17 protein-coding genes are annotated in these 21,441 nt (G+C 72.5%); 10 read left to right on the top strand and 7 right to left on the bottom strand.

Translation table 11 applies throughout. The features are described 5' to 3' along the window. Nucleotides 1–104: 104 nt before the first annotated feature. Together AS857_RS24170 and AS857_RS24175 are read right to left on the bottom strand one after the other, a co-directional pair. Entirely contained in the window at nt 105–1,226 is a 1,122-nt protein-coding gene (locus AS857_RS24170) for a metallophosphoesterase (protein WP_058045363.1), read from the bottom strand. A gap of 356 nt (nt 1,227–1,582) precedes the next feature. Further along, the gene (locus AS857_RS24175; protein ID WP_058045364.1) at nt 1,583–2,692 is read right to left on the bottom strand and encodes a LacI family DNA-binding transcriptional regulator; all 1,110 of its coding nucleotides are present in this window, start codon (nt 2,690–2,692) and stop codon (nt 1,583–1,585) included. 379 nt (nt 2,693–3,071) lie between these two features. On the opposite strand from AS857_RS24175, the gene hisC reads away from it, so the two are divergent. The 6 genes from hisC (at nt 3,072) to AS857_RS24205 (ending at nt 13,821) form a co-directional block, all read left to right on the top strand. Further along, complete coding sequence (gene hisC, locus AS857_RS24180) at nt 3,072–4,151, top strand: histidinol-phosphate transaminase (protein WP_058045365.1); 1,080 nt, start codon at nt 3,072–3,074, stop codon at nt 4,149–4,151. A gap of 316 nt (nt 4,152–4,467) precedes the next feature. After that, on the top strand, nt 4,468–6,045 hold the full coding sequence (locus tag AS857_RS24185) for a cytochrome ubiquinol oxidase subunit I (RefSeq protein ID WP_058045366.1): 1,578 nt from the start codon (nt 4,468–4,470) through the stop codon (nt 6,043–6,045). A gap of 39 nt (nt 6,046–6,084) precedes the next feature. Further along, complete coding sequence (gene cydB, locus AS857_RS24190; protein WP_058045367.1) at nt 6,085–7,092, top strand: cytochrome d ubiquinol oxidase subunit II; 1,008 nt, start codon at nt 6,085–6,087, stop codon at nt 7,090–7,092. Between the two features lie 95 nt (nt 7,093–7,187). Continuing rightward, nucleotides 7,188–10,799, top strand: coding sequence for a thiol reductant ABC exporter subunit CydD (gene cydD, locus AS857_RS24195; protein ID WP_058045368.1), 3,612 nt, complete (start codon nt 7,188–7,190; stop codon nt 10,797–10,799). Nucleotides 10,800–10,893: 94 nt separating this feature from the next. Further along, a complete protein-coding gene (locus AS857_RS24200; protein ID WP_058045369.1) occupies nt 10,894–12,582 on the top strand; it encodes a sensor histidine kinase in 1,689 nt (562 codons plus the stop codon). Between the two features lie 114 nt (nt 12,583–12,696). Further along, complete coding sequence (locus tag AS857_RS24205; protein WP_058045370.1) at nt 12,697–13,821, top strand: M23 family metallopeptidase; 1,125 nt, start codon at nt 12,697–12,699, stop codon at nt 13,819–13,821. Nucleotides 13,822–13,848: 27 nt separating this feature from the next. Here AS857_RS24205 and AS857_RS24210 read toward each other — a convergent pair whose 3' ends face one another. Continuing rightward, nucleotides 13,849–14,757: an HAD family hydrolase gene (locus tag AS857_RS24210; protein ID WP_058045371.1), complete on the bottom strand. Its 909-nt coding sequence runs from the start codon at nt 14,755–14,757 to the stop codon at nt 13,849–13,851. A 114-nt stretch (nt 14,758–14,871) separates the two neighbouring features. Between AS857_RS24210 and AS857_RS24215 the strand changes: the two genes are divergently transcribed. The 3 genes from AS857_RS24215 (at nt 14,872) to pspAB (ending at nt 17,440) form a co-directional block, all read left to right on the top strand. Continuing rightward, entirely contained in the window at nt 14,872–15,774 is a 903-nt protein-coding gene (locus tag AS857_RS24215) for an LLM class flavin-dependent oxidoreductase (protein ID WP_058045372.1), read from the top strand. A gap of 102 nt (nt 15,775–15,876) precedes the next feature. Beyond that, a complete protein-coding gene (gene htpX / locus AS857_RS24220) occupies nt 15,877–16,806 on the top strand; it encodes a zinc metalloprotease HtpX (protein ID WP_058045373.1) in 930 nt (309 codons plus the stop codon). A gap of 40 nt (nt 16,807–16,846) precedes the next feature. Next, a complete protein-coding gene (gene pspAB, locus AS857_RS24225; RefSeq protein WP_058045374.1) occupies nt 16,847–17,440 on the top strand; it encodes a PspA-associated protein PspAB in 594 nt (197 codons plus the stop codon). A 123-nt stretch (nt 17,441–17,563) separates the two neighbouring features. Here the strand turns inward: pspAB and AS857_RS24230 are convergent, their stop codons facing one another. Further along, a complete protein-coding gene (locus AS857_RS24230) occupies nt 17,564–18,106 on the bottom strand; it encodes an RNA 2'-phosphotransferase (RefSeq protein WP_058045375.1) in 543 nt (180 codons plus the stop codon). Continuing rightward, a complete protein-coding gene (locus tag AS857_RS24235) occupies nt 18,106–18,633 on the bottom strand; it encodes a PadR family transcriptional regulator (protein WP_079110587.1) in 528 nt (175 codons plus the stop codon). Before AS857_RS24235 ends, AS857_RS24230 begins: the two co-directional genes overlap by 1 nt. A 113-nt stretch (nt 18,634–18,746) precedes the next feature. Between AS857_RS24235 and AS857_RS24240 the strand changes: the two genes are divergently transcribed. After that, complete coding sequence (locus AS857_RS24240) at nt 18,747–19,304, top strand: hypothetical protein (protein ID WP_058047016.1); 558 nt, start codon at nt 18,747–18,749, stop codon at nt 19,302–19,304. Between the two features lie 140 nt (nt 19,305–19,444). Here AS857_RS24240 and AS857_RS24245 read toward each other — a convergent pair whose 3' ends face one another. Next, nucleotides 19,445–20,494: a MerR family transcriptional regulator gene (locus AS857_RS24245; RefSeq protein WP_058045376.1), complete on the bottom strand. Its 1,050-nt coding sequence runs from the start codon at nt 20,492–20,494 to the stop codon at nt 19,445–19,447. A 12-nt stretch (nt 20,495–20,506) separates the two neighbouring features. Further along, the gene (locus AS857_RS24250) at nt 20,507–21,421 is read right to left on the bottom strand and encodes a metal-dependent hydrolase (protein ID WP_058045377.1); all 915 of its coding nucleotides are present in this window, start codon (nt 21,419–21,421) and stop codon (nt 20,507–20,509) included. Nucleotides 21,422–21,441: the final 20 nt, after the last annotated feature.

Consider the following 21,441-nt stretch of genomic DNA (forward strand, 5'->3'; position numbering starts at 1 on the left):
AGCCGATGGTAGAGCCGTACCGGCGCGAGGTGACAGTGTGTTTCCCGAATTACCCCCGCGGCGGTGGAACTCCCTACCTGCCCGTCCGTCTGCCCGCTGAACCCTCAGTCAGCCAGAGGAAGTTGCACGACCAGCAGTTTTCCGGCCATCGTGACGCCGCCGTCCATGGCGAGGGCGAGCCCGCCGGCGTACAGGTGCGGGCCGTCCACCAGCGGCGCTCCGTCGTCCTCGGCGTCCGGCTCCTCCGTGCCGACCTCCCCCAGGAGGTACGGGATGGGGCTGTGACCGTGCACGATCCGGCCACCGCCGTAGGTGCTCAGCAGCTCGCGCACGGCCATCGGGCCGGCCTCCTCGTCGCGGAAGGCGAAGCGCTTGGTGAACTTCCGGAAGAGGTCCCAGACCTCGTCCGGGTCGTTGCGCTGCAGGGCCTCGGTGATCGCGTCGTTGACGTCCTCGATGGAGTCGCCGAACTCCAGGTAGGCGGTGGTGTCGGAGTGCACCAGCAGGTGCCCGTCCTCCTCCGCCATGGCGTCGAGCCGGGACATCCACTGCAGGTGGTGGTCCTCCAGGCGCTCCATGTCGCTGCGCTGGCCGCCGTTGAGCAGCCAGGCCGCCTGGAAGGAGGCCGTGCCGGCGCCCGAGTTGACCGGCGTGTCGGCGAACCGCTTCGCGCCGATGATCAGCAGCTCGTGGTTGCCCATGAGGGCCTTGCAGTAGCCGCCCGCGGCCGCGGCCTCGGCCGACAGCCGCATGACGAGGTCGATCACACCGACGCCGTCCGGGCCGCGGTCGGTGAAGTCGCCGAGGAACCACAGCCGGGCGTTGCCCGCGGCCCAGTGGCCCGCCGCGTCGATCAGGCCCTCCGCGGCCAGCGCCTCGTAGAGCTCGTCCAGATAGCCGTGGACGTCGCCCACGACGTAGAGCGGGCCCAGGCCGGGGCGCTGCGGGGCCGGGGGGTGCGGGTCGGTGAGCGGGGTCAGCTCGACCGTCGGGACGTCCTGAGGGGCCCTCTGGGGGGCACCACGGACGATCACCGGGAGGTCCCGCGCGGTCGGGGTGTAGCCGTCGGGGGCGTCCATGGGCGGCTGCACGGGGGGCGCGGACTGTGCGTACGGCGCCATGGGGCCCGGCGCCACGGGAGGCGCAGGAGGCGCGGCGTAGCCGGGGAAGGGCGGGATGCCCGCCGTGTGCCGTGCCGCGGGTCCTTGACCGGCCCCCTGAGTCATCGACCCCTCCACCATCGCGCCGCCGTGCACCTTGTGGACCTTGCCTGGTCGACGGCGGTCCGTGGTGTCGTGCGCCCATCATAGGAATGACCGTCGCGGCTTGTGACGCACCAGGGGCCGCGAATCGGGGCAGGAGAGTGCGCACGACGGGTTTTTCTCCCCAATTGAGCCATTCGCCCAGGGCCCGTGCGCCCCCCGAGCGCCCTCCCGGCGGCCCGGTGAAGGCGGTGGAGACGAGGAACGGTGCGTTGACCGGGAGACGGACGGCGGCGGCCGGAGGTGCCCGGCCGCCGCCGTCCGGCCTCCGCCACCGCCGGAACCGGAGGTTCCAGGGTGGCGGACGTGGAGCTTCCGGATCAGCCGGCGGGGCTGCGCGGTGCGCTGACCGTGGTGCGGGGCGGACGGCGCAGCGAGGAGGTGCGGACGATCAGCTCGGTCGGTATCACCTGCTCGACCGGCCGGCCGCTGTCCAGGCCCTCGATGGCGTCGATGAGGAGCTGGACCACCGCGGTGCCGATGCGCCGCGGCTTGAGGGAGAGCGTGGTGATGGGCGGCTCGGTGGTGGCGTAGACCGTGGACTCGCTGCAGCAGACGAGCAGCAGGTCGTCCGGGACGCGCAGCCCGTAGCGCCGGGCGGCGGCCAGCAGGTCGGTGCCGTTGGGGTCGAACAGGCCGTACACCGCGTCGGGCCGGTCCGGGCGGGCGAGCAGCCGGTCGGCCGCGACGGCGCCGGCGCAGGGGTCGTGGGCGGGGTACTTCTCGTAGACCGGGTCCTGGCCGACCCGCTCGCACCAGTGCAGGTAGGCGTGGGTGGAGAGCCGGGTGTACGTGTCGGTGCTGGTGCCCGTCAGCAGGCCGATGCGGCGGGCTCCGGCGGCGGCGAGGTGGTCGAGGATGCCGAGGACGGCGGCCTCGTGGTCGTTGTCCACCCACGCGGTCACGGGGAGGGTGCCGGCGGGGCGCCCGTCGGAGACGACGGGGATGCCCTGGCGGACGAGGTCGGAGACCACGGGGTCGTGGTCGGAGGGGTCGATCACGATGGTGCCGTCGAGGGCCACGTTGGACCACACGTCGTGACGGGAGGTGGCGGGGAGGATGACCAGGGCGTAGCCGCGGGCCAGTGCGGCGGAGGTGGCTGCCCGGGCCATCTCGGCGAAGTAGGCGAATTCGGTGAAGGTGAAAGGTTCATCCCCGTACGTGGTCACCGTCAGGCCGATGAGGCCGGACTTGCCCGTACGGAGGGTGCGGGCCGCGGCGGACGGGCGATAGCCCAGCCGGTCGGCGACCTCGCGGACATGGCGGCGGGTCGCGTCCGGTAGCCGGCCCTTGCCGTTGAGCGCGTCGGAGACGGTCGTGATCGAAACCCCGGCGGCGGCGGCCACGTCGCGGATGCCCGCGCGTCCATGCCGGCTGCCCCTGCGGGATGGTTCCGCCCGGCTCACCTGATGCTTCCCTGCTGCTGTCATGGCGAGCCGATAGTAGGGCTCGGGTGGTCCGTTGGCAGGGCGGCATATTTGACTGTTGACAGGCACGTTTCTGCAAGAGGAATTCCCTTCAATGACCATGGAAACGCAGCCAGTTGTGGGTTGCGGCGGGGTGTCGGAGGCCTGTGGCATATCCGCACCTGGTGAATGGTCCAGGTCTCGAAGAGGTCTCAACTCACCTTCATGGGGGATGCGCGCCACGGCGCCCGCCACCGGCGCACGCCATTTACGGAAGCGCTCCCCCTGCTCTGGACGCCGACCCGGTGAATCCTCTTAAGGTGTGCAGTATTCATGTCCGCTATTCGTGTGCGGCTCGTCCCGTGCGGCAGCGAGCGCACGGGATGTCTGAGGAGGACCTGCGGTGACCGAGAAGACCCCCAAGCTGCGCGCCGCGCTGGACGGCGTGCCGACCTACAAGCCGGGCAAGCCCGCCGCTGCCGACGGCCCGGTCGCGTACAAGCTGTCCTCCAACGAGAACCCGTATCCGCCGCTGCCGGGCGTGCTGGAGCAGGCGGTCGCCGTGGCGGGCTCCTTCAATCGCTACCCCGACATGGCCTGCGCCGGCCTGATGGCCGAGCTGGCCGAGCGCTTCTCGGTGCCGGTCTCCCACCTGGCCACCGGCACCGGTTCGGTGGGCGTGGCCCAGCAGCTGGTGCAGGCCACGGCCGGACCCGGCGACGAGGTGATCTACGCCTGGCGGTCCTTCGAGGCGTACCCGATCATCACCCGGGTCTCCGGCGCCACGCCGGTGCAGGTCCCGCTGACCGGTGACGACGTCCACGACCTGGAGGCGATGCTGGCGGCGATCACCGACCGGACCCGGCTGATCTTCGTCTGCAACCCCAACAACCCCACCGGCACCGTGGTGCACCGGGCCGAGCTGGAGTCCTTCCTGGACCGGGTGCCCTCCGACATCCTGGTGGTGCTCGACGAGGCGTACATCGAGTTCGTCCGCGACCCCGGGTTCCCGAACGGGCTGGAGCTCTACCGGGACCGGCCGAACGTCTGCGTGCTGCGGACGTTCTCCAAGGCCTACGGCCTGGCGGGCCTCCGGGTGGGCTTCGCGGTGGCCCACGAACCGGTCGCGGCGGCGCTGCGCAAGACGGCCGTCCCGTTCGGCGTGAGCCAGATCGCCCAGGAGGCGGCCGTCGCCTCGCTGCGCAGCGAGGACGCCCTGCGCGAGCGGGTGGACGCGCTGGTGGCCGAGCGGGCGCGGGTCGTCGAGGCCCTGGCCGGCCAGGGCTGGACGGTGGCGCGGACGCAGGCGAACTTCGTCTGGCTGCGGCTCGGTGACCGGACGCTCGACTTCGCGGAGGCGTGCGAGCGGGCCGGTGTGATCGTGCGGCCGTTCCCCGGCGAGGGCGTGCGGGTGACCATCGGCGAGACCGAGGCGAACGACATCTTCGTGCGCGTGGCGGAGGAGTTCCGCAAGGAGCTCTGAGGGGAGGGGCCTTCCGGCCCCGGTCGTCTCCGGCGACCTCCGTCCCTGACGCCGTCCGTCTCCGACGCCGCCTGTCTCCGACGCCGCGCATCCCTTACGGGGTGCGCGGCGTTCGCGTGTCCGGAGGGTGGGCGGGCCGGCGCTAGGGCCGAAGGGGGTACCCCCCTCACTTGTCCGAAAAGCTGGTGCGCCATAATGCTTGTGAATGTGAACGCGTTCACAAGCGCGCCCTATTGTCCCGCTTCACCTGGGGCATACAGGTGCATAACGCCGACGACCCGTGTCGCCGGCGACGCGAGAGGCAAGGAGAGACCGAGTGAATCTGGCTTTGGCTCCTGAGACACTGGCCCGCTGGCAGTTCGGCATCACGACCGTCTACCACTTTCTCTTCGTCCCGCTCACGATCAGCCTTGCCGCGATCACCGCCGGGCTGGAGACCGCCTGGGTCCGTACGGGCAAGGAGAAGTACTTCCACGCCACGAAGTTCTGGGGAAAGCTCTTCCTCATCAACATCGCGATGGGCGTGGTCACCGGCATCGTGCAGGAGTTCCAGTTCGGCATGAACTGGTCGGACTACTCCCGCTTCGTCGGTGACGTCTTCGGGGCCCCGCTCGCGATGGAGGCCCTGCTGGCCTTCTTCTTCGAGTCGACCTTCATCGGGCTGTGGATCTTTGGCTGGGACAAGCTGCCGAAGAAGATCCACTGTGCGTGCATCTGGATCGTCGCCGTCGGCACGCTGCTGTCCTCGTACTTCATCCTCGCCGCGAACTCCTGGATGCAGCACCCCATCGGCTACGCCGTCGACAAGGCGACCGGCAAGGCGCACCTGACCGACATCTGGGCCGTGCTGACCCAGAACACCACGCTCGTCGTCGTCTTCCACACCCTCACCGCGGCCTTCCTGACCGGTGGCGCCTTCATCGTCGGCATCGCCTCCTTCCACCTGTGGCGCGCCAAGCGCAAGCAGCTGCGCGGCGAGGAGCTCGGGGAGAAGCAGCGCAGCCAGGTCGGTGCGATGCGCGCCTCGCTGCGCGTCGGCCTGACGGTGGCGGTGATCGCCGGCCTGGGCACCGCGATCAGCGGCGACGAGCTCGGCAAGGTGATGTTCGAGCAGCAGCCGATGAAGATGGCCGCGGCCGAGGCGCTGTGGGAGACCAAGGCACCGGCGCCGTTCTCGGTCTTCGCCGTCGGCGACGTCTCCAAGGGCCACAACAGCGTCGAGATAGAGATCCCGGGCCTGCTCTCCTTCCTCGCCCACAACAACTTCACCGAGGCCGTCCCCGGCATCAACGACATCGCCGCCCGGGAGGCCGCGCTCTACGGCGGCGATCCCGAGGACTACATCCCCAGCATCTTCATGACCTTCTGGGGCTTCCGGCTCATGATCGGCTTCGGGATGACCTCCTTCGTCGCCGCGCTGATCGGCCTGTGGACCACCCGCAAGAAGTTCTGGCTCGCGCCCGAGTTCCGCACCGGCGAGAACGAGGTCCCGCGGCTGATGCTGACCCGGACCCGCGAGATGAACCCCTTCTTCACCGCCTGGTCCTGGCGGATCGGCGTCCTCACCATGGGCTTCCCGCTGATCGCCAACTCCTTCGGCTGGATCTTCACCGAGATGGGCCGCCAGCCCTGGGGCGTCTACGGCCTGATGAAGACCGCCGACGCGGTGTCGCCCGGCGTCAGCCAGGGCGAGGTGCTCACCTCCATGGGCGTCTTCACCCTGCTGTACGGGGTGCTCGCCGTCGTCGAGGTCAAGCTGCTCGTGAAGTACGCCAAGGCCGGCCCGGACACCGACGAGAAGCCGCCCGCGAAGGACCCCCGGCTGCGGCTGCCCTCCGGCGGCGCGGGCGAGAGCCCCGAGGACGCCGACAAGCCGCTGACCTTCGCCTACTGACGCGCTCACCCGCTCGCACGGCGGAACGGAGAACCGACCATGCACCTCCACGACTTCTGGTTCCTGCTGATCGCCGTCCTGTGGACGGGCTACTTCTTCCTCGAAGGGTTCGACTTCGGCATAGGCGTGCTGACCAAGCTGCTGGCCCGGGACCGCACCGAGCGCCGGGTGCTGATCAATACGATCGGCCCCGTCTGGGACGGCAACGAGGTCTGGCTGATCACTGCGGCCGGTGCCACCTTCGCGGCCTTCCCCGACTGGTACGCGACCCTCTTCAGCGGCTTCTACCTGCCCCTCCTGGCGATCCTGGTGTGCCTGATCGTGCGCGGCGTCGCCTTCGAGTACCGCCACAAGCGCAGCGGGGAGCGCTGGCAGCGCAACTGGGAGCACGCGATCTTCTGGTGCTCGCTGCTGCCCGCCTTCCTGTGGGGCGTCGTCTTCGCGAACATCGTGCGCGGGGTCCCGATCGGGCCGGACAAGAACTTCACCGGCACCCTCGCCGACCTCTTCGGCCCGTACGCGCTCCTGGGCGGCCTCCTGACCCTCGTGCTGTTCACCTTCCACGGCGCGGTCTTCGCGGCACTGAAGACGGTGGGCGACATCCGCTCCCGCGCCCGCTCCCGTGCCACCGTGCTGGGGATGACCTCGGGTGTGCTCGCCGTGGCCTTCCTCGGCTGGACGCAGGCCGAGTCGGGCAACGGACGCAGCCTGCCTGCCCTGATCGTCGCCGTGGTGGCCCTGGCCGCCGCGCTGGTCGTGAACCACTTCGGGCGCGAGGGCTGGGCCTTCGCCTGCTCGGGCGTGGCGGTCGCGGCGGTGTTCGCGCTGGTCTTCCTCGCGCTCTTCCCCGACGTCATGCCCTCCTCGGCCAACCCGGCCTGGAGCCTGACCGCCGCGAACTCCGCCTCCAGCCCGTACACGCTGAAGATCATGACGTGGGTGGCCGTGCCCATGACGCCGCTGATCATCGCCTACCAGGCGTGGACGTACTGGGTCTTCCGCAAGCGGATCGGCACCCAGCACATCCCGGCCCCCGCTGCCCACTAGGCCCTTCGGGCCGCCGGTGGCTTGAGGGACACCCGCCCCTCAAGCCACCCGCCCCTCAAGTCACCGGCCCCTCAGGACGGATAGGACGGACCGCCATGAAGCCCGTCGACCCCCGGCTGCTCCGGTACGCCACCGCGACCCGCTTCTTCCTCGCCGCCTCCGTCGTGCTGGGGCTGGCGGGCGCCGGTCTCGTCATCGCCCAGGCGATGCTCATCGCGGAGATCGTCACCGGCGCCTTCCAGCACGGGCGGACGGCGGGCGGGCTGGGCACGTCCCTGGCGCTGCTGGCGACCGTCGCCGCCGGCCGCGCCGCCGTCTCCTGGCTCACCGAACTCGCGGCTCACCGCGCGAGCGCGGCGGTCAAGTCCGAGCTGCGGGACCGCCTGCTGACGCACGCCACCCGGCTCGGCCCCGGTTGGCTGGACGCGCGCAGGACGGGCGAGTTGACCACCCTCGCCACGCGGGGCGTCGACGCGCTGGACGACTACTTCGCCCGCTACCTGCCCCAGCTCGGCCTCGCGGTCGTCGTCCCCGTCGCCGTCCTCGCCCGTATCGTCTCCGCGGACTGGATCTCCGCGCTGATCATCGTCCTCACGCTGCCGCTCATCCCCCTCTTCATGGTGCTCATCGGCTGGGCCACCCAGTCGCGGATGGACCGCCAATGGCGGCTGCTGGCACGGCTTTCCGGGCACTTCCTCGACGTCGTCGCGGGGCTGCCCACGCTCAAGGTCTTCGGGCGGGCCAAGGCCCAGGCCGAGTCGATCCGCGCGATCACCGCCGACTACCGGCGGGCCACCCTGCGGACCCTGCGCCTCGCCTTCCTCTCCTCCTTCGCCCTCGAATTGCTCGCAACCGTGTCGGTCGCGCTGGTCGCCGTCGGCATCGGCATGCGGCTCGTCCACGGCGAACTGGACCTGTACACCGGGCTGATGATCCTGGTGCTCGCGCCCGAGGCCTATCTGCCGCTGCGGCAGGTGGGTGCGCAGTACCACGCCGCGGCCGAGGGGCTGGCGGCCGCCGACGAGGTCTTCGCCGTCCTGGAGACCGAGCCCGCACCGGCCGGGACCGCGCCCGCCCCCGACGCGCGGCAGGCGGCCCTGACCGTCGACCGGCTGGTGGTTCGGCACGCGGGGCGGGCCGAACCCTCCCTGCCCGAGACCTCGTTCGAGGTTCGGCCCGGGGAGACGGTCGCGCTCGTGGGGCCGAGCGGCTGCGGCAAGACGACCCTGCTGAACGTGCTCCTCGGCTTCGCCCGCCCGGACGCGGGCCGAGTGCTCGTGGACGGTACGGACCTGGCATCGCTCTCCCCCGAAAGCTGGCGGGACCAGGTGGCCTGGGTCCCGCAACGACCCCGTCTCTTCGCCGGGACAGTCGCAGAGAACGTACGACTGGCACGGCCCGGCGCCACGGACGCGCAGGTGCAGGAAGCACTGCGCGCGGCCGGTGCGCTCGACTTCGTCTCCATGCTGCCCCACGGCACTGACACTCGCCTCGGCGAGAACGGAGCCGGGCTCTCCGCAGGGCAGCGCCAACGCCTCGCGCTGGCACGGGCGTTCCTCGCAGACCGGCCGCTTCTGCTCCTGGACGAGCCGACGGCGAACCTGGACGGCGAGACCGAGGCGTCGGTCGTCGGGGCGATCCGCCGGCTGGCCGCGGGACGCACCGTGATCATGGTGGTCCACCGGCCCGCGCTGCTGGCCGTGGCCGACCGGACGGTGCGGCTCGCCGGACCGGTTTCCGGGGCCGATGCGATGCCGGCCCAGCGGGGTGCCGGGGTGGAGGCGGAAGCCGGGACAGGGGCGGAAGCGGAACTGCGCCGCCCGGCGGCCGTGGCCGCCGGTGAAGCCCTGCCTTCTGGTGCCCCTGGTGTCCCTGGTGCCTCTGGTGTCTCTAGTTCATCTGCTTCTTCTGATGCCTCTGATGCGTCTGAGGTACCCGGTGGCCCCGGCGTCCTTGGGCGCGTGCGGGCCGCGGCCCGCCCCCTGCGCGGCCGCTTCGCCCTGGCGCTGCTGCTGGGCGCCCTGGCCCTCGGCAGTGCCGTCGGGCTGATGGCCGTGTCCGGCTGGCTGATCTCGCGGGCTTCGCAACAGCCGCCCGTGCTCTATCTGATGGTCGCCGTCACCGCGACCCGCGCGTTCGGCATCGGGCGCGCCGTCTTCCGCTACGCCGAGCGCCTGGTCTCCCACGACGCCGCCCTGCGGACGCTCGCGGGCCTGCGGGCTGGCGTGTACCGGCGGCTGGAGCGCCTGGCGCCCGCCGGGCTGCGCGACACCCACCGGGGCGACCTGCTGTCCCGGCTGGTGGCGGACGTGGACGCGCTGCAGGACTACTTCCTGCGCTGGCTGCTTCCGCTCGGCTCGGCCGTCCTCGTCGGCGGCGCTGCCGTCGGCTTCACCGCGTGGCTGCTCCCGGAGGCCGGCCTGGTGCTCGCCGCCGGGCTGCTGGTGGCCGGAGTGGCGGTGCCGGTGCTGTCCGGTGCGGTCGCCCGGCGGGCGGAACGGCAGTCCGCCCCCGCCCGGGGCGAGTTGTCGGTCCAGGTGGTCGACGTTCTCGCCGGTACCGACGAGTTGACCGTGGCGGGTGCCCTGCCGGCGCGGCTGACCGGGCTGCGTGCGGCGGACGGCAGGCTCACGCGGATCGCCCGGCGCGCCGCCGCGGCCACGGCACTCGGATCCGGCCTGTCCGCCCTCGCGTGCGGCCTGACGGTGGCCGCTGCCGCCTGGACGGGAGTGACGGCCGTACACGACGGCCGGCTGGACGGACTGTGGCTGGCGGTCGTCGTGCTGACGCCCCTGGCGGCGTTCGAAGCCGTGTCGGGGCTGCCGCTGGCGGTGCAGTACCGGCAGCGCGTACGGAAGTCCGCGGAGCGCGTGTACGAGGTGCTGGACGCCCCCCTGCCCGTACAGGAAGGGACGGCCGGTGCGCCCGGAACGCCCTTCCCGCTGCGGCTGACGGACCTGACGGCGCGCTACCCCGGGCAGCCCGTCCCCGCCCTGGAGGGGTTCGGGCTGGAGCTGGCGGCGGGCCGCAGGGTGGCCGTGGTGGGCCGGTCCGGCGCGGGCAAGACGACGCTCGCCCAGGTGCTGCTGCGCTTCCTCGACGCGGAGTCCGGCACGTACACCCTCGCCGGGCGGAACACCGTGCCGATGGCGGGCGACGCGGTGCGCGGGCTGGTCGGGCTGTGCGCGCAGGACGCGCACATCTTCGACAGCTCGCTGCGCGAGAACCTGCGGCTTGCCCGGCCGGACGCGAGTGAGGCCGCCCTGCGCGAGGCCCTGCGGTCGGCGCGGCTGCTGGAGTGGGTCGACGGGCTCCCGCAGGGGCTCGACACCCTGGTCGGGGAGCACGGGGCGCGGCTGTCCGGCGGTCAGCGGCAGCGGCTCGCGCTCGCCCGTGCGCTGCTCGCCGACTTCCCCGTGCTGGTGCTGGACGAGCCCGCCGAGCACCTCGACCTGCCGACCGCGGACGCCCTGACCGCCGACCTGCTGGCGGCCACGGAGGGCCGTACGACCGTGCTGATCACGCACCGGCTGACGGGCCTGGAAGCGGTCGACGAGGTGATCGTGCTGGAGCGGGGCCGGACGGTGCAGAGGGGCTCGTACGAGGCGCTGGCGGCCGCCGACGGGCCCTTCCGGCGGATGCTGGAGCGCGAAGAGGCGACGGACACCGGCCTTGAAGCCCTTTCCCTGACAAATGGTGCTTACTAGGCTCTTGGGTATGGAAGCCACGGCAGACGACTCCGGCCCGCGGAGGACCGCCGGCCCCGGGGGCGCCGGGGCGCCCAGGAGAGGGCCGGGCCCGATGGACCCCTTGGCCATCGCCACGGAGGCCACCCGGAGCCTCCAGGGCATGTCCACGGAGCTCACCGCGCGCGTGCCGCAGCTGCTGGAGGCGATGCGCTCCGTCGGCACCGGCCTGGAGCTGCACACCACCCTCGACCGCATCGCCCGGACCGCCGCCGAGCTCGCCGACGCCCGCTACGCCGCCATCGGCATCATCGACTCCACCGGCGAGGGGCTGGCCGACTTCATCACGTACGGGGTGACCAAGGAGCAGCACGAGCGCATCGGCGCGCTGCCCGACGGCCACCACGGGCTGCTCGGCGCGCTCATCCACCAGCCCGCGCCCGTGATGCTCACGGACCTGTCCTCCGACCCGCGCTCGGCCGGGTTCCCGCCGGGGCACCCGCCGATGCGGACCTTCCTGGGCGTGCCCATCCGCGTGGGGGCCGAGATCTTCGGCAACCTCTACCTCACCGAGAAGCGCGGCGGCGGCGAGTTCAGCCTGGCCGACCTGAACATGGTGAAGATCCTCGCCACGGAGGCCGGCATCGCGATCGGCAACGCGCGCGTGCACGAAGAAGAGCGCCAGCGGATGCGCTGGATCGACGGCTCCGTGGCCGTCACGACGGCCCTGTTGTCGCGCGGTGACGCCGAGGACGCCCTGTCCGTCGTCGCCGAACAGGCGCGCCGCCTCGCGGACTCCGCCGCCGGCATCGTGCTGCTGCCGGACGACGACGGCGGGCTGGAGATGGTGGCCGTCTCGGCCGACGACCCCGCCGGTCTGCTGGGGACGGTGATGCCGGCGCACAGCCCGGTCGTCGCGGACCTGCTGGCCGGGGAGCCGGTCTTCGTCGAAGACTCCGCCACCGACCCGCGCATGATCACGGGGGTGGCCCCGCGCTTCGGGCCCAGCATGCTGCTGCCGCTCAAGAGCGGCGACCGGGTGCTGGGGACGCTCGCGACGCCGCGGGCGCGCGGCGCCCGCAAGTTCACGCCCGCCGAGCGCACGCTCGCCGCCCAGTTCGCCGCACAGGCCGCCCTCGCGCTCGTCATGGCCGAGGCACAGCGCGACCGCGAGCGGCTGGCCGTCTTCGAGGACCGCGACCGGATCGCCCGCGACCTGCACGACCTGGTCATCCAGCGGCTGTTCGCCACCGGGCTGATGCTGGAGAGCGCGCAGCGCAACGCCGTCGTGCCCGACGTGAAGCTCAAGGTCGGCCAGGCCGTCGACGAGCTGGACGTGACCATCCAGGAGATCCGTACGGCCATCTTCGCGCTGCAGCAGGGGCCCGCCGAGGCGCCCGCAGGGTTGCGTACGCGCGTCCTGCGCGAGCTGGGCACGGCCGCCGTGCCGCTGGGCTTCCAGCCCTCCGCGAGCTTCGTCGGCCCCGTCGACGCGAAGGTCGGGGAGCTCACCGGCAAGAACCTCATCGCGGCGCTGCGCGAGGCGCTCTCGAACGCCTTCCGGCATGCCCGGGCGTCGCGCATGGAGGTGGTCGTCGACGCCACGGTCCTCCTCCCGGACGGCAGGCCCGCGGTGCGGCTGACCGTCGCGGACGACGGCGTCGGCATTCCGCAGGGCGGCCGCCGCAGCGGCCTGAAGAACCTCGCCAAGCGTGCCGAGTCGCTGGGCGGCTCCAGCTCGTACGGACCCGGGCTCGGGGAGGACGGGGGCGGCACCAGGGTGGTGTGGGAAGCGCCTCTCTAGGCGCGCCGGAGGTCCCACCCGGACCCGCTACGGATCGCCCGCCCGGCCGTAGCCCTTCCTCCGAACGGACCTCAGCGGGCGCGCCCGGGCAGGACACGCGACAAGATCGCGTCCATGCGACGCCTGTACCGCCCGATACGCGGACCGCGCCTGCTGCCGAAGGCCGGCGCCGTGGTCGTCTCCGTCATGTGCGTGCTGTGCGCCGTGTGCGCGCTGAACTTCCCGTCACTCCCCTCCGCCCCTCCCGAGACGGTCCGCGCGCCGGACCGTGCGACCCGGGTCACCTCAGAGGTGCTCCGGCTGACCCAGGAGGCGGAAGAGACCCGGAGGCAGTACGGGCAGACGCAGCGTGCGGCCAAGGAGAAGAGGGCGAGGGAGCGTGAGATAGACCGTCTGTTGCAGGGCCGGAGGGTCGTGGCCGACACGCTGCGCGAGGACGTGGGGTCGGCCGCCCGCGCGCAGTACCGCACCGGCGGCTTCACCACCGTCCCCGCCGACGAATCGGCCGCCGAGGACCCCCTCGAGCTGATGGCCATGCAGGTGCCCGACGCCCGCCGCCGGGCGCGCCTCGCACGGATGCTGGACGAGGACGACCGCAAGAGCCGGAGGCTGGTCGCCGAGGGCGAGGAGATCGCCCTCTCAGGGCCGGAGCTCGAGAAGGAGAGCGAGCGGCTGCGGGAGCAGGTGCGCGCGCTGGAGGCGCGTCTGGTGGCGGCCCGGGGGGATCTCAACACCATGGCGCAGGCGGCGGTCGACAACGGCCGCTGCGTCCCGCTCCGGCGCGCCGCCGCCGGCGGGGGGACGGGTGCGGACCACGCCGCGGCACAGACGCCCGCGCGCTGGACGCGGCCGGTCGCCTCGTACCAGCTGACCGCGGGCTTCGGGGGAGTGGGTGCCAACTGGGCGAGCACGCACAGCGGTCAGGACTTCGCGGTGCCCTCCGGCACCCCGGTGCGGTCGATCGGCGCCGGGACGGTGGTCGCGGCCGGGTGCGGAGGGGCGTTCGGCATCAGCCTCGTCGTGCAGCACGACGACGGCTGGTACTCGCAGTACGCGCACCTCGCGGCGACGTACGTGACGCCAGGGCAGCAGGTGCGCGCCGGACAGTGGATCGGACTGTCCGGGACCACCGGCAACTCCACCGGACCGCACCTGCACTTCGAGATCCGCACCTCGCCGGAGTTCGGGTCGGCGATCGACCCGGTGCCATGGCTGAACGCCCGCGGCGTACGGCTGTAGGCGGTACGGCCGTAGGCGTGCGGACCGCTAGGCGGACCGGCGGCCGGGGTCCCCGCCGGTGCCGGTGCCGGTGCGCAGGATCTGCTCGATGACGGCCGCGACGCCGTCCTCGGTGTTGGCGACGGTGTGGCGCGTGGTGACCGCCAGCACCTCGGGGTGGGCGTTGGCCATCGCGTACGCGGTGCCGGCCCAGTCGAGCATCTCCAGGTCGTTCGGCATGTCGCCGAACGCCACGACCTCCTCCGGGGAGATGCCGCGCTCCGCGCAGCACCGGGCCAGGGTGCTGGCCTTGCTGACGCCCGGCCCGCTGATCTCCAGCAGGGCGGTGGGGCTGGACCGGGTGAAGGAGCCGTGCGCGCCGGCCGCCTCGCGGGCGATGGTGAGGAATTCGTCCGGGCCCAGGTCGGGGTGGCTGGCCAGCAGCTTGAGGATCGGCTCGGTGTATTCGCAGTCCTCGGCCAGCAGCTTCTCCGCGGGGGCGACGACCGCGCCCGGGTCGAGGAAGAACGGCGGGTACTCGGGCTCGTAGTGGATGCCGGCGGTGCGCTCGACGGCGAAGGAGGAGCCCGGGGCCGCGGCGCGGACGGCGTGCACGACGGCGAGGGCGTCGGCGCGCTCCAGCGGGCGGACCTCGACGAAGCGGGCGCCGTCGCGCAGGTCGACGACGGCGGCGCCGTTGGCGCATATCGCCAGGCCGTGACCCTGCACGTGATCGCTGACCACGTCCATCCAGCGTGCCGGGCGGCCGGTGACGAAGAAGACCTCGATGCCCGCCGCCTCTGCCGCGGCGAGCGCCGCCACGGTGCGCTCGGAGACCGTCTTGTCGTCCCGCAGGAGCGTGCCGTCCAGGTCGGTGGCGATCAGCCGGGGCATGGCGGCGGGCCGTTGTGCGGCGGGGGTCTCGGGCTGCTCGGTAGCTGAAGTCACGGGTTCCATTCTGGGCCACGGGCATATGCGGCGCACAGGTGTACGTAAGGCCGCGTATGCCTTCAAGCCGGTGTGCCCGTCGTCACCCCGGGCATGCCGGTTCCACCGCTTAGGCTCGGTGGCATGCGACTGAGCACCGTGATCCTTCCCGACCGCCGCTGGTCCGAGGGCGGCCGGGCCGCCTGGCAGAGTGCCGAGGAGCTGGGCTTCCACGCCGCCTACACCTACGACCACCTGTCGTGGCGGACCTTCCGCGACGGGCCGTGGTTCGGCGCGATCCCCACGCTGACCGCGGCCGCGGCCGCCACCTCCCGGATACGGCTGGGCACGCTCGTCACCTCCCCGAACTTCCGGCACCCCGTCACGCTGGCCAAGGAGCTCATCTCCCTGGACGACATCTCGGGCGGCCGCATCACGCTCGGCATAGGCGCCGGGGGCTCCGGCTTCGACGCCACGGCGCTGCTGAAGGACGGCCAGGAGCCGTGGACGCCGCGGGAGCGGGCCGACCGCTTCGGCGAGTTCGTGCCGCTGCTGGACCGCCTGCTCACGGAGGGCGTCGTCACGCACGAGGGCGAGCACTACTCCGCCTTCGAGGTGCGCAACATCCCCGGCTGCGTCCAGCGCCCCCGGCTGCCGTTCGCGGTCGCGGCCACGGGCCCGCGCGGTCTGCGGCTCGCCGCCCGCCACGGGCAGGCGTGGGTGACCACGGGCGACCCGAAGCTCTTCGAGACCGGCACGCCCGAGCAGTCCCGGGCGGCGGTCGCGGGCCAGATCGAGCGGCTGGGCGCAGCCTGCGCCGAGCTGGGCCGGGACGTCTCGGAGCTCGGCAAGACCATGCTGACGGGCTTCAGCCCGGACCGGCCGCTGGACTCCGTGGACGCCTTCGTCGACTTCGCCGGCTCGCACGCGGAGCTCGGCATCGACGAGATCGTGGTGCACTGGCCCATCGCGGACTCGGTCTTCGCGGCGGACGTCGCGGTCTTCGAGAAGATCGCCACGGACGGGCTCGCACAGCTCTCGCGCTGACCCGGTTCCCCGGGATTCCGGCACGGAGGGTGGAGAGGGAGAATCGGGGCATAGGCACCTACGGGGGCGCGTTCCACAGAGAGCCGGCCTGGGAGGTTCCCCATGCACTCCTCGCACTCCTCACCCTCCTCGTCGAGCACCCGGTTCGCCCCCGACCGGGGGCTCACCGCGCGCATGGTGAGCACGATGTTCTTCATCGGGCTGCTCTACGTGGTCTTCGTGGGCGTGCTGCTGGCGCTCCTGCGCGGAGCCTGGCCGGTCATCCTGCTCCTCGCGGGCGGCCTGTTCGTCGCGCAGTTCTGGTTCAGCGACCGGATCGCCGCCTTCAGCATGGGCGCGCGCGAGGTCACCCCCGAGCAGGCGCCCGAGCTGCACGGCGCCGTCGACCGCCTGTGCGCGCTCGCGGACATGCCGAAGCCGCGCGTGGCGATCGCCGACAGCGATGTGCCCAACGCCTTCGCCACCGGGCGCAACCGGAAGAACTCGCTGGTCTGCGCCACCACCGGGCTGTTGCGCAGGCTGGAGCCGGAGGAACTGGAGGGCGTCCTCGCCCACGAGCTCTCCCACGTGGCCCACCGCGACGTCGCCGTCATGACGATCGCCTCCTTCCTGGGCGTCCTGGCCGGGGTCATCACCCGCGTCGGCCTGTGGGGCGGCTTCCGCCGCGTGGGCGGGCGCGACAGCAACACGGCCGTCCTGGTCGTGCTGATCCCGCTGATCAGCGCCGTCGTCTACGCGATCAGCTTCCTGCTCACCCGCATGCTGTCGCGCTACCGGGAGCTGTCGGCCGACCGCGCCGGCGCCCTGCTGACCGGGCGGCCCTCCGCTCTGGCCGCCGCCCTGACCAAGATCACCGGTGAGATGGCGCGGATACCCACCCGCGACCTGCGGCAGGCCGAGCCCTTCAACGCCTTCTACTTCGCGCCCGCCTTCTCCAAGGAGAGCTTCGGCCGCCTGCTCTCCTCCCACCCGACGCTGGAGCAGCGGCTGGAGCAGCTCGGCCGGATCTCGGCCCAGCTCGGCCGCGCCTGACAGCCCGACCGCCGTCCCCGCCCGGAAGGAGCGTGCGCCCGTGGGCTTCCTGGACGCCATCCTCGGCCGCAGCAAGCCGGTCCGCCCCGACCTCGACCAACTCTTCGCCCTGCCCTCCGCCGCGGTCACCCTCCAGGCGGGCGCGGGGTTCACCCCGACCGGGCTGGGCTCGGTCTGCTTCGCGAGCGTGGAGGGCGGGGCCTTCGTACAGCTGCAGCAGGACGTACGGGCCCTGCTGGACGCCGATACGGAGCGCGGCGGGGTGCCCGTGGAGTTCAGCCAGGACGCGTACGGCTACACCTGGCTGCTCGCACGGCAGCCTCCTGAGGACACGGCCGCTCTGGTCAACGACCTGCATGCGGTGAACACGCTGCTCCAGGAGGGCGGGTTCGGGCCGCAGCTGCTCTGCTCGCTGATGGGCTTCCGCGACGCCGGCGGGCGCTCGCTGGCCCTGGTCTACCTCTACAAGCGCGGGACGTTCTACCCCTTCGCGCCGGTGGCGGGGGCGCAGGACAAGCGGGATAGGCGGGACAACGGCCTGGAACTGCAGGTGCGGGCGCTGCTGGCGGACGACCTGCGGGTCGAGGAGGACCTGGCCCGCTGGTTCCCCGTGTGGGGCGCGCCCGGCCTGTGAACAGGACGGTGCCGCCCACGGGTGGCCCGGGGCGAGCGGTCCGGGACGGGTGGTCGGGACCGGGTGGTCCGGGACGAGTGCCCCCGGAGCACCGATCCGGGAGCACTGATCCGGGGCGCGGGTTCAGCCGGGGAAGCGCAGAAACTCGGCCGGTACGCGCTCGACCAGCCACACGCCGTTCTCGCTGACGCGGAAGACGTGCCCCGCGCGGTGCATCCCCCGGGCGTCCACGGTCAGCACGACCGCCTTGCCGCGCCGGGCGCCCACGCGCGTCGCGGTCTCGCGGTCGGGGGACAGATGGACGGCGTGCCGGGCCATGGGGAGCAGGCCCTCGGCCCGGATCGCGGCGACCGAGCGCGACACCGTGCCGTGGAAGAGCACGGCCGGTGGTTCGGTGACCGGCAGGCCGAGTTCGACGGGCACGGAGTGGCCCTGGTTGGCCCGGATGCGGTCGCCGTCGAGCGCGTAGCGCTGCTTGTCGCTGGCGGCGACGACCTCTTCCAACTCGGCCCGGCTGAAGGGGAAACCGTGCGCCGCGCTCGCCTCCAGCAGGGCGTCCACGGGCGTCCAACCCTGGGCGTCCAGGGTGATGCCGATCCGGTCCGGCTCGTGCCGCAGGTGCTTGGCCAGGTACTTCGAGATGCGCGTCGCGCGCTGGGCGTCCATCACCGCTCCCGGGCCTTCTTGATCTCCTCGGCGGCCCAGCGGGCCCATCCCTCGCGCATGGCGGTGAAGCGCAGACCGTACTCGAGGGCCAGCCGGCCGTTCACGGACAGCGCGTCGTCGCCCCAGTCGACGTTGCGCTCGACTTCCTCCAGCGCCTTGTGGTGGCCCGCGGCGCGCTCGGCCTCGCCCATGAGATAGGCGGTGGCTTCCACGGGCGTGAGGTGGTTGAGGAAGAAGACCCGCAGGAGGGCGTCGCTGCGGCGGACGGTGCCGGGCGGGGTCTCGGTGAGCCAGTGGTGCAGCTCGGCGCGGCCCTCGTCCGTGATCGCGTACTCCTTGCGGCCGCGCGGGCCCTCCGCCGCGACCTCCAGCAGGCCGGCCTTCGTGAGCTTGCCCAGCTCGCCGTAGACCTGGCTCTGGGTCGCGGGCCAGGCATTGCTCAGCGAGGTCTCGAACCGCTTCATCAGGTCGTACCCGCTGGCGGGCTGGTCGGCCAGCAGGCCCAGCATCGCGTGTCTCAGGCTCATGCTCCTCACTCTACATTCCACTCTTGACATGTCGAGTGAGGAGGTTCTACTTTTGACATGTCAGAATTGGAATGTCGGCGGGGAAGGCCGGCGGGCCCCCCGAGGAGAATTCGATGAACTATGTGCGCGGCTTCATTCCCTGGATCGCCTTCGCGGTCGTCTCCGCCGCCGGCTGGCAGTGGGGCGCGGTGGCCGGGCTTGTCGCCGGGGCGGGCCTGCTGGTCAAGGAGCGCAAGGCCGGCACCGCGGGGGATTCGCTGATCCTGGAGATCAGCACGGTCTGCTTCTTCGTCGCGCTCACCGCCCTGGCCTTCGCCCTCCCGCACAGCGGGCTGCGGCACTTCGGCGGTGCCCTGTCCCTGGGGTGGCTCGCGCTCACCGCCTGGGCCACGCTGGCAGTCGGCCGTCCGTTCACGACGGGCATCGCCAAGACGCAGGCGCCGCCCGAGGTGTGGGACACCCCGGTCTTCCTCCGCATCAATGCCGTGATCACCTCCGCCTGGGCCCTCGCCTTCACCGTGACGGCCGTCGCGCTGGCCGCCGTGAGCGCCGCCGGCCTCGGCAGCGCGGTGTCCGTCCCGGTCCAGGTCGCGGGCTTCGCCCTGCCCGCCGTCTTCACCGCCCGCTATCCCGAGCGCGTCCGCGCCCGCTACGCCCCGGCAGCCCGGTAAACCCCTTCATCGCAGAGGAGATCCGTGCCATGACGACGACCGCGCCCGTCCGCCGCGCCGATAATTCGCCCCCGTGACGGGGGAGCTCACCTCCCACGACCTCCCGGTCACCGGGCGGTCCCCGGCCCGATCGCCGACGGCTATTCGGTCTCCGGGCGGGTGACCAGCGCGTCCATGGTGCGGGCGCGGACCTCGCGCTCCGCGGCAGCGGCGATGAAGGCGGCGACGTTCCCCGGCCCGACGAGAGCCGCCACAGCCTGGACGGTCCCCTCGGGGAGCCGGACGGCTCCCTGGGCGGACCCCGGCGAGCCGACAGCGGCTGCAGCCGCTGCAACGGCCCCCGCGGTGCCACCGACCGGATCCGCCGGGCTGCCCGCAGGGCCTCCGGCGGGGCCGGCCGTGTCGCCGCCTCCGGGAGTCGTGCCCACGGCGGTCTCGCCGTCCAGATGGTCGCGGAGATAGCGCGTGGCCATGGCGCGCATGGCGCGGGCGAGTTCGGCGTCGACCGTCTGCTGGGCCAGGGGGCGCAGGCGGCGCACCAGTGCGGCGGCCTCGGCAGCCTCCTCGTCGGTGGGCGAGTGGTCCAGGTACTGCCGGAAGACGTATTCGGTGGTGAAGTCCAGGAACCGGCCCGCTATGTGCTCGACCCTCGTGCGCAGTTCGCGCAGGTGGCCGGTGATGGCGGCCAGGGGCACCCCCGCGGCATGGAGCTCCGCGGCGACGGCCAGCTCCTGCGGGCTCGGGACGAGGAACTCCTCGGGCGGGCCCGGTACGCGCACGAGGACGCCGAGCTGCACCGCATCCTCCACGGCGTCGTCGTCGGGGATGCCGCCGAAGCGGGCGTCGAGCTCCGCGCGGGTGATCCGGCCCGTCTCCTCGTCCGTCCACGGCCCGTCCACCTCGGCGACCAGTCCGAGGACCCCGCCCAGGCCGCGGCCGGTGTCCCAGGCGTCCAGCAGCTCCTTGATGCTGGCCAGGGTGTAGCCCCGGTCGAGGAGCCCCGCGACCTGGTGCAGCCGCGCCAGGTGCGCGTCCCGGTAGACGTTGGCGCGCCCGCGCCGCTCCGGCTTGGGAAGCAGCCCGCGGTCCTGGTAGGCCCGGATCGTGCGGACCGTGGCGCCGCTGCGGTGGGCGAGGTCCTCGATGCGGTATTCGTGGGGCTGCTCGGGTCGCCCGGGGTGCTCGGACAATTGGGTCGCTCCTTACGAGAGGGCCGCGCGGCCTATCGCGCCCGCCGCGGTCCGTGCCGCGGGTGAGGTCGCCAGATAGTCAACGGCCCTGCGCAGCGACCCCTCCTTCGAGGGATGGTACGACCGCCGGAGATAGCGGGGCACCGCCGAGCCGAGGTCGCGCCAGGTCGGCAGCAGGCCCTTCTCCACGGCCCGGTTGTGCGCGCGCAGCGAATAGCGCATCCGCCCCACGAGCCGGGGGTCGTTGCGGATCAGGAACCGGGCGCCGTAGCCCCACAGGTAGAACAGCATGGGCGCCGTCACGGCCATGCCCAGGGCGCGGCGGGCGTAGCGCCCGGGGTCGTCCCCGCCGCAGTGCTCGTACATGTCGAAGGCGACCGAGCGGTGTTCGACCTCCTCGGCGCCGTGCCAGCGCAGCAGGTCCAGCATCACCGGGTCGGGCACGGCCCGGTCGAGGCCCTCGGCCTCCAGCACCCAGTTGCCCAGCACGGCCGTGAACTGCTCGACGGCGGCGATCACCGAGAGCCGGAAGCGCAGCCATTCCTGAGCCGTCACCGGCAGGCCGAACGGCGGCCGCTCACCGAGCAGGACGTCGAAGAGGTAGTCCACGTGGCGGGTGTACGCGCTGGTGTCCAGGTTCTGCGCGGCGAGGTGGCCCAGCACGTACGCGTGCTGCACGCTGTGCGTGGCCTCCTGGCCCATGAACCCTTTGACGTCCTTCAGCAGCGCCGGGTCCCCGACCAGGGGCAGGGCCTCCTTGAACACCTTGACGAACCACCGCTCCCCGGCGGGCAGCAGCAGGTGCAGGACGTTGATGACGTGGGTGGCGGTGGGCTCGTCGGGTATCCAGTGCAGGGGTGTCGCGTCCCACTCGAAGGAGACGCGGCGGGGGGCTATCGTGTGCCCGCCCGCCTGGGCGTCGGTCATTTTCCGCTCCTCCGCCGTCC

The sequence above is a fragment of the Streptomyces roseifaciens genome (assembly GCF_001445655.1).
Lineage (GTDB): Bacteria > Actinomycetota > Actinomycetes > Streptomycetales > Streptomycetaceae > Streptomyces > Streptomyces aureoversilis.

Coding starts and splice junctions, on each gene's coding strand:
- AS857_RS24230 (WP_058045375.1), bottom strand. CDS start 18,106: ATGGACGCCCAGCGCGCGACGCGCATCTCGAAGTACCTGGCCAAGCAC.
- AS857_RS24170 (WP_058045363.1), bottom strand. CDS start 1,226: ATGACTCAGGGGGCCGGTCAAGGACCCGCGGCACGGCACACGGCGGGC.
- AS857_RS24200 (WP_058045369.1), top strand. CDS start 10,894: ATGGACCCCTTGGCCATCGCCACGGAGGCCACCCGGAGCCTCCAGGGC.
- AS857_RS24175 (WP_058045364.1), bottom strand. CDS start 2,692: ATGACAGCAGCAGGGAAGCATCAGGTGAGCCGGGCGGAACCATCCCGC.
- AS857_RS24205 (WP_058045370.1), top strand. CDS start 12,697: ATGCGACGCCTGTACCGCCCGATACGCGGACCGCGCCTGCTGCCGAAG.
- AS857_RS24240 (WP_058047016.1), top strand. CDS start 18,747: ATGAACTATGTGCGCGGCTTCATTCCCTGGATCGCCTTCGCGGTCGTC.
- AS857_RS24215 (WP_058045372.1), top strand. CDS start 14,872: ATGCGACTGAGCACCGTGATCCTTCCCGACCGCCGCTGGTCCGAGGGC.
- AS857_RS24250 (WP_058045377.1), bottom strand. CDS start 21,421: ATGACCGACGCCCAGGCGGGCGGGCACACGATAGCCCCCCGCCGCGTC.
- htpX (WP_058045373.1), top strand. CDS start 15,877: ATGCACTCCTCGCACTCCTCACCCTCCTCGTCGAGCACCCGGTTCGCC.
- cydB (WP_058045367.1), top strand. CDS start 6,085: ATGCACCTCCACGACTTCTGGTTCCTGCTGATCGCCGTCCTGTGGACG.
- AS857_RS24235 (WP_079110587.1), bottom strand. CDS start 18,633: ATGAGCCTGAGACACGCGATGCTGGGCCTGCTGGCCGACCAGCCCGCC.
- AS857_RS24210 (WP_058045371.1), bottom strand. CDS start 14,757: ATGGAACCCGTGACTTCAGCTACCGAGCAGCCCGAGACCCCCGCCGCA.
- cydD (WP_058045368.1), top strand. CDS start 7,188: ATGAAGCCCGTCGACCCCCGGCTGCTCCGGTACGCCACCGCGACCCGC.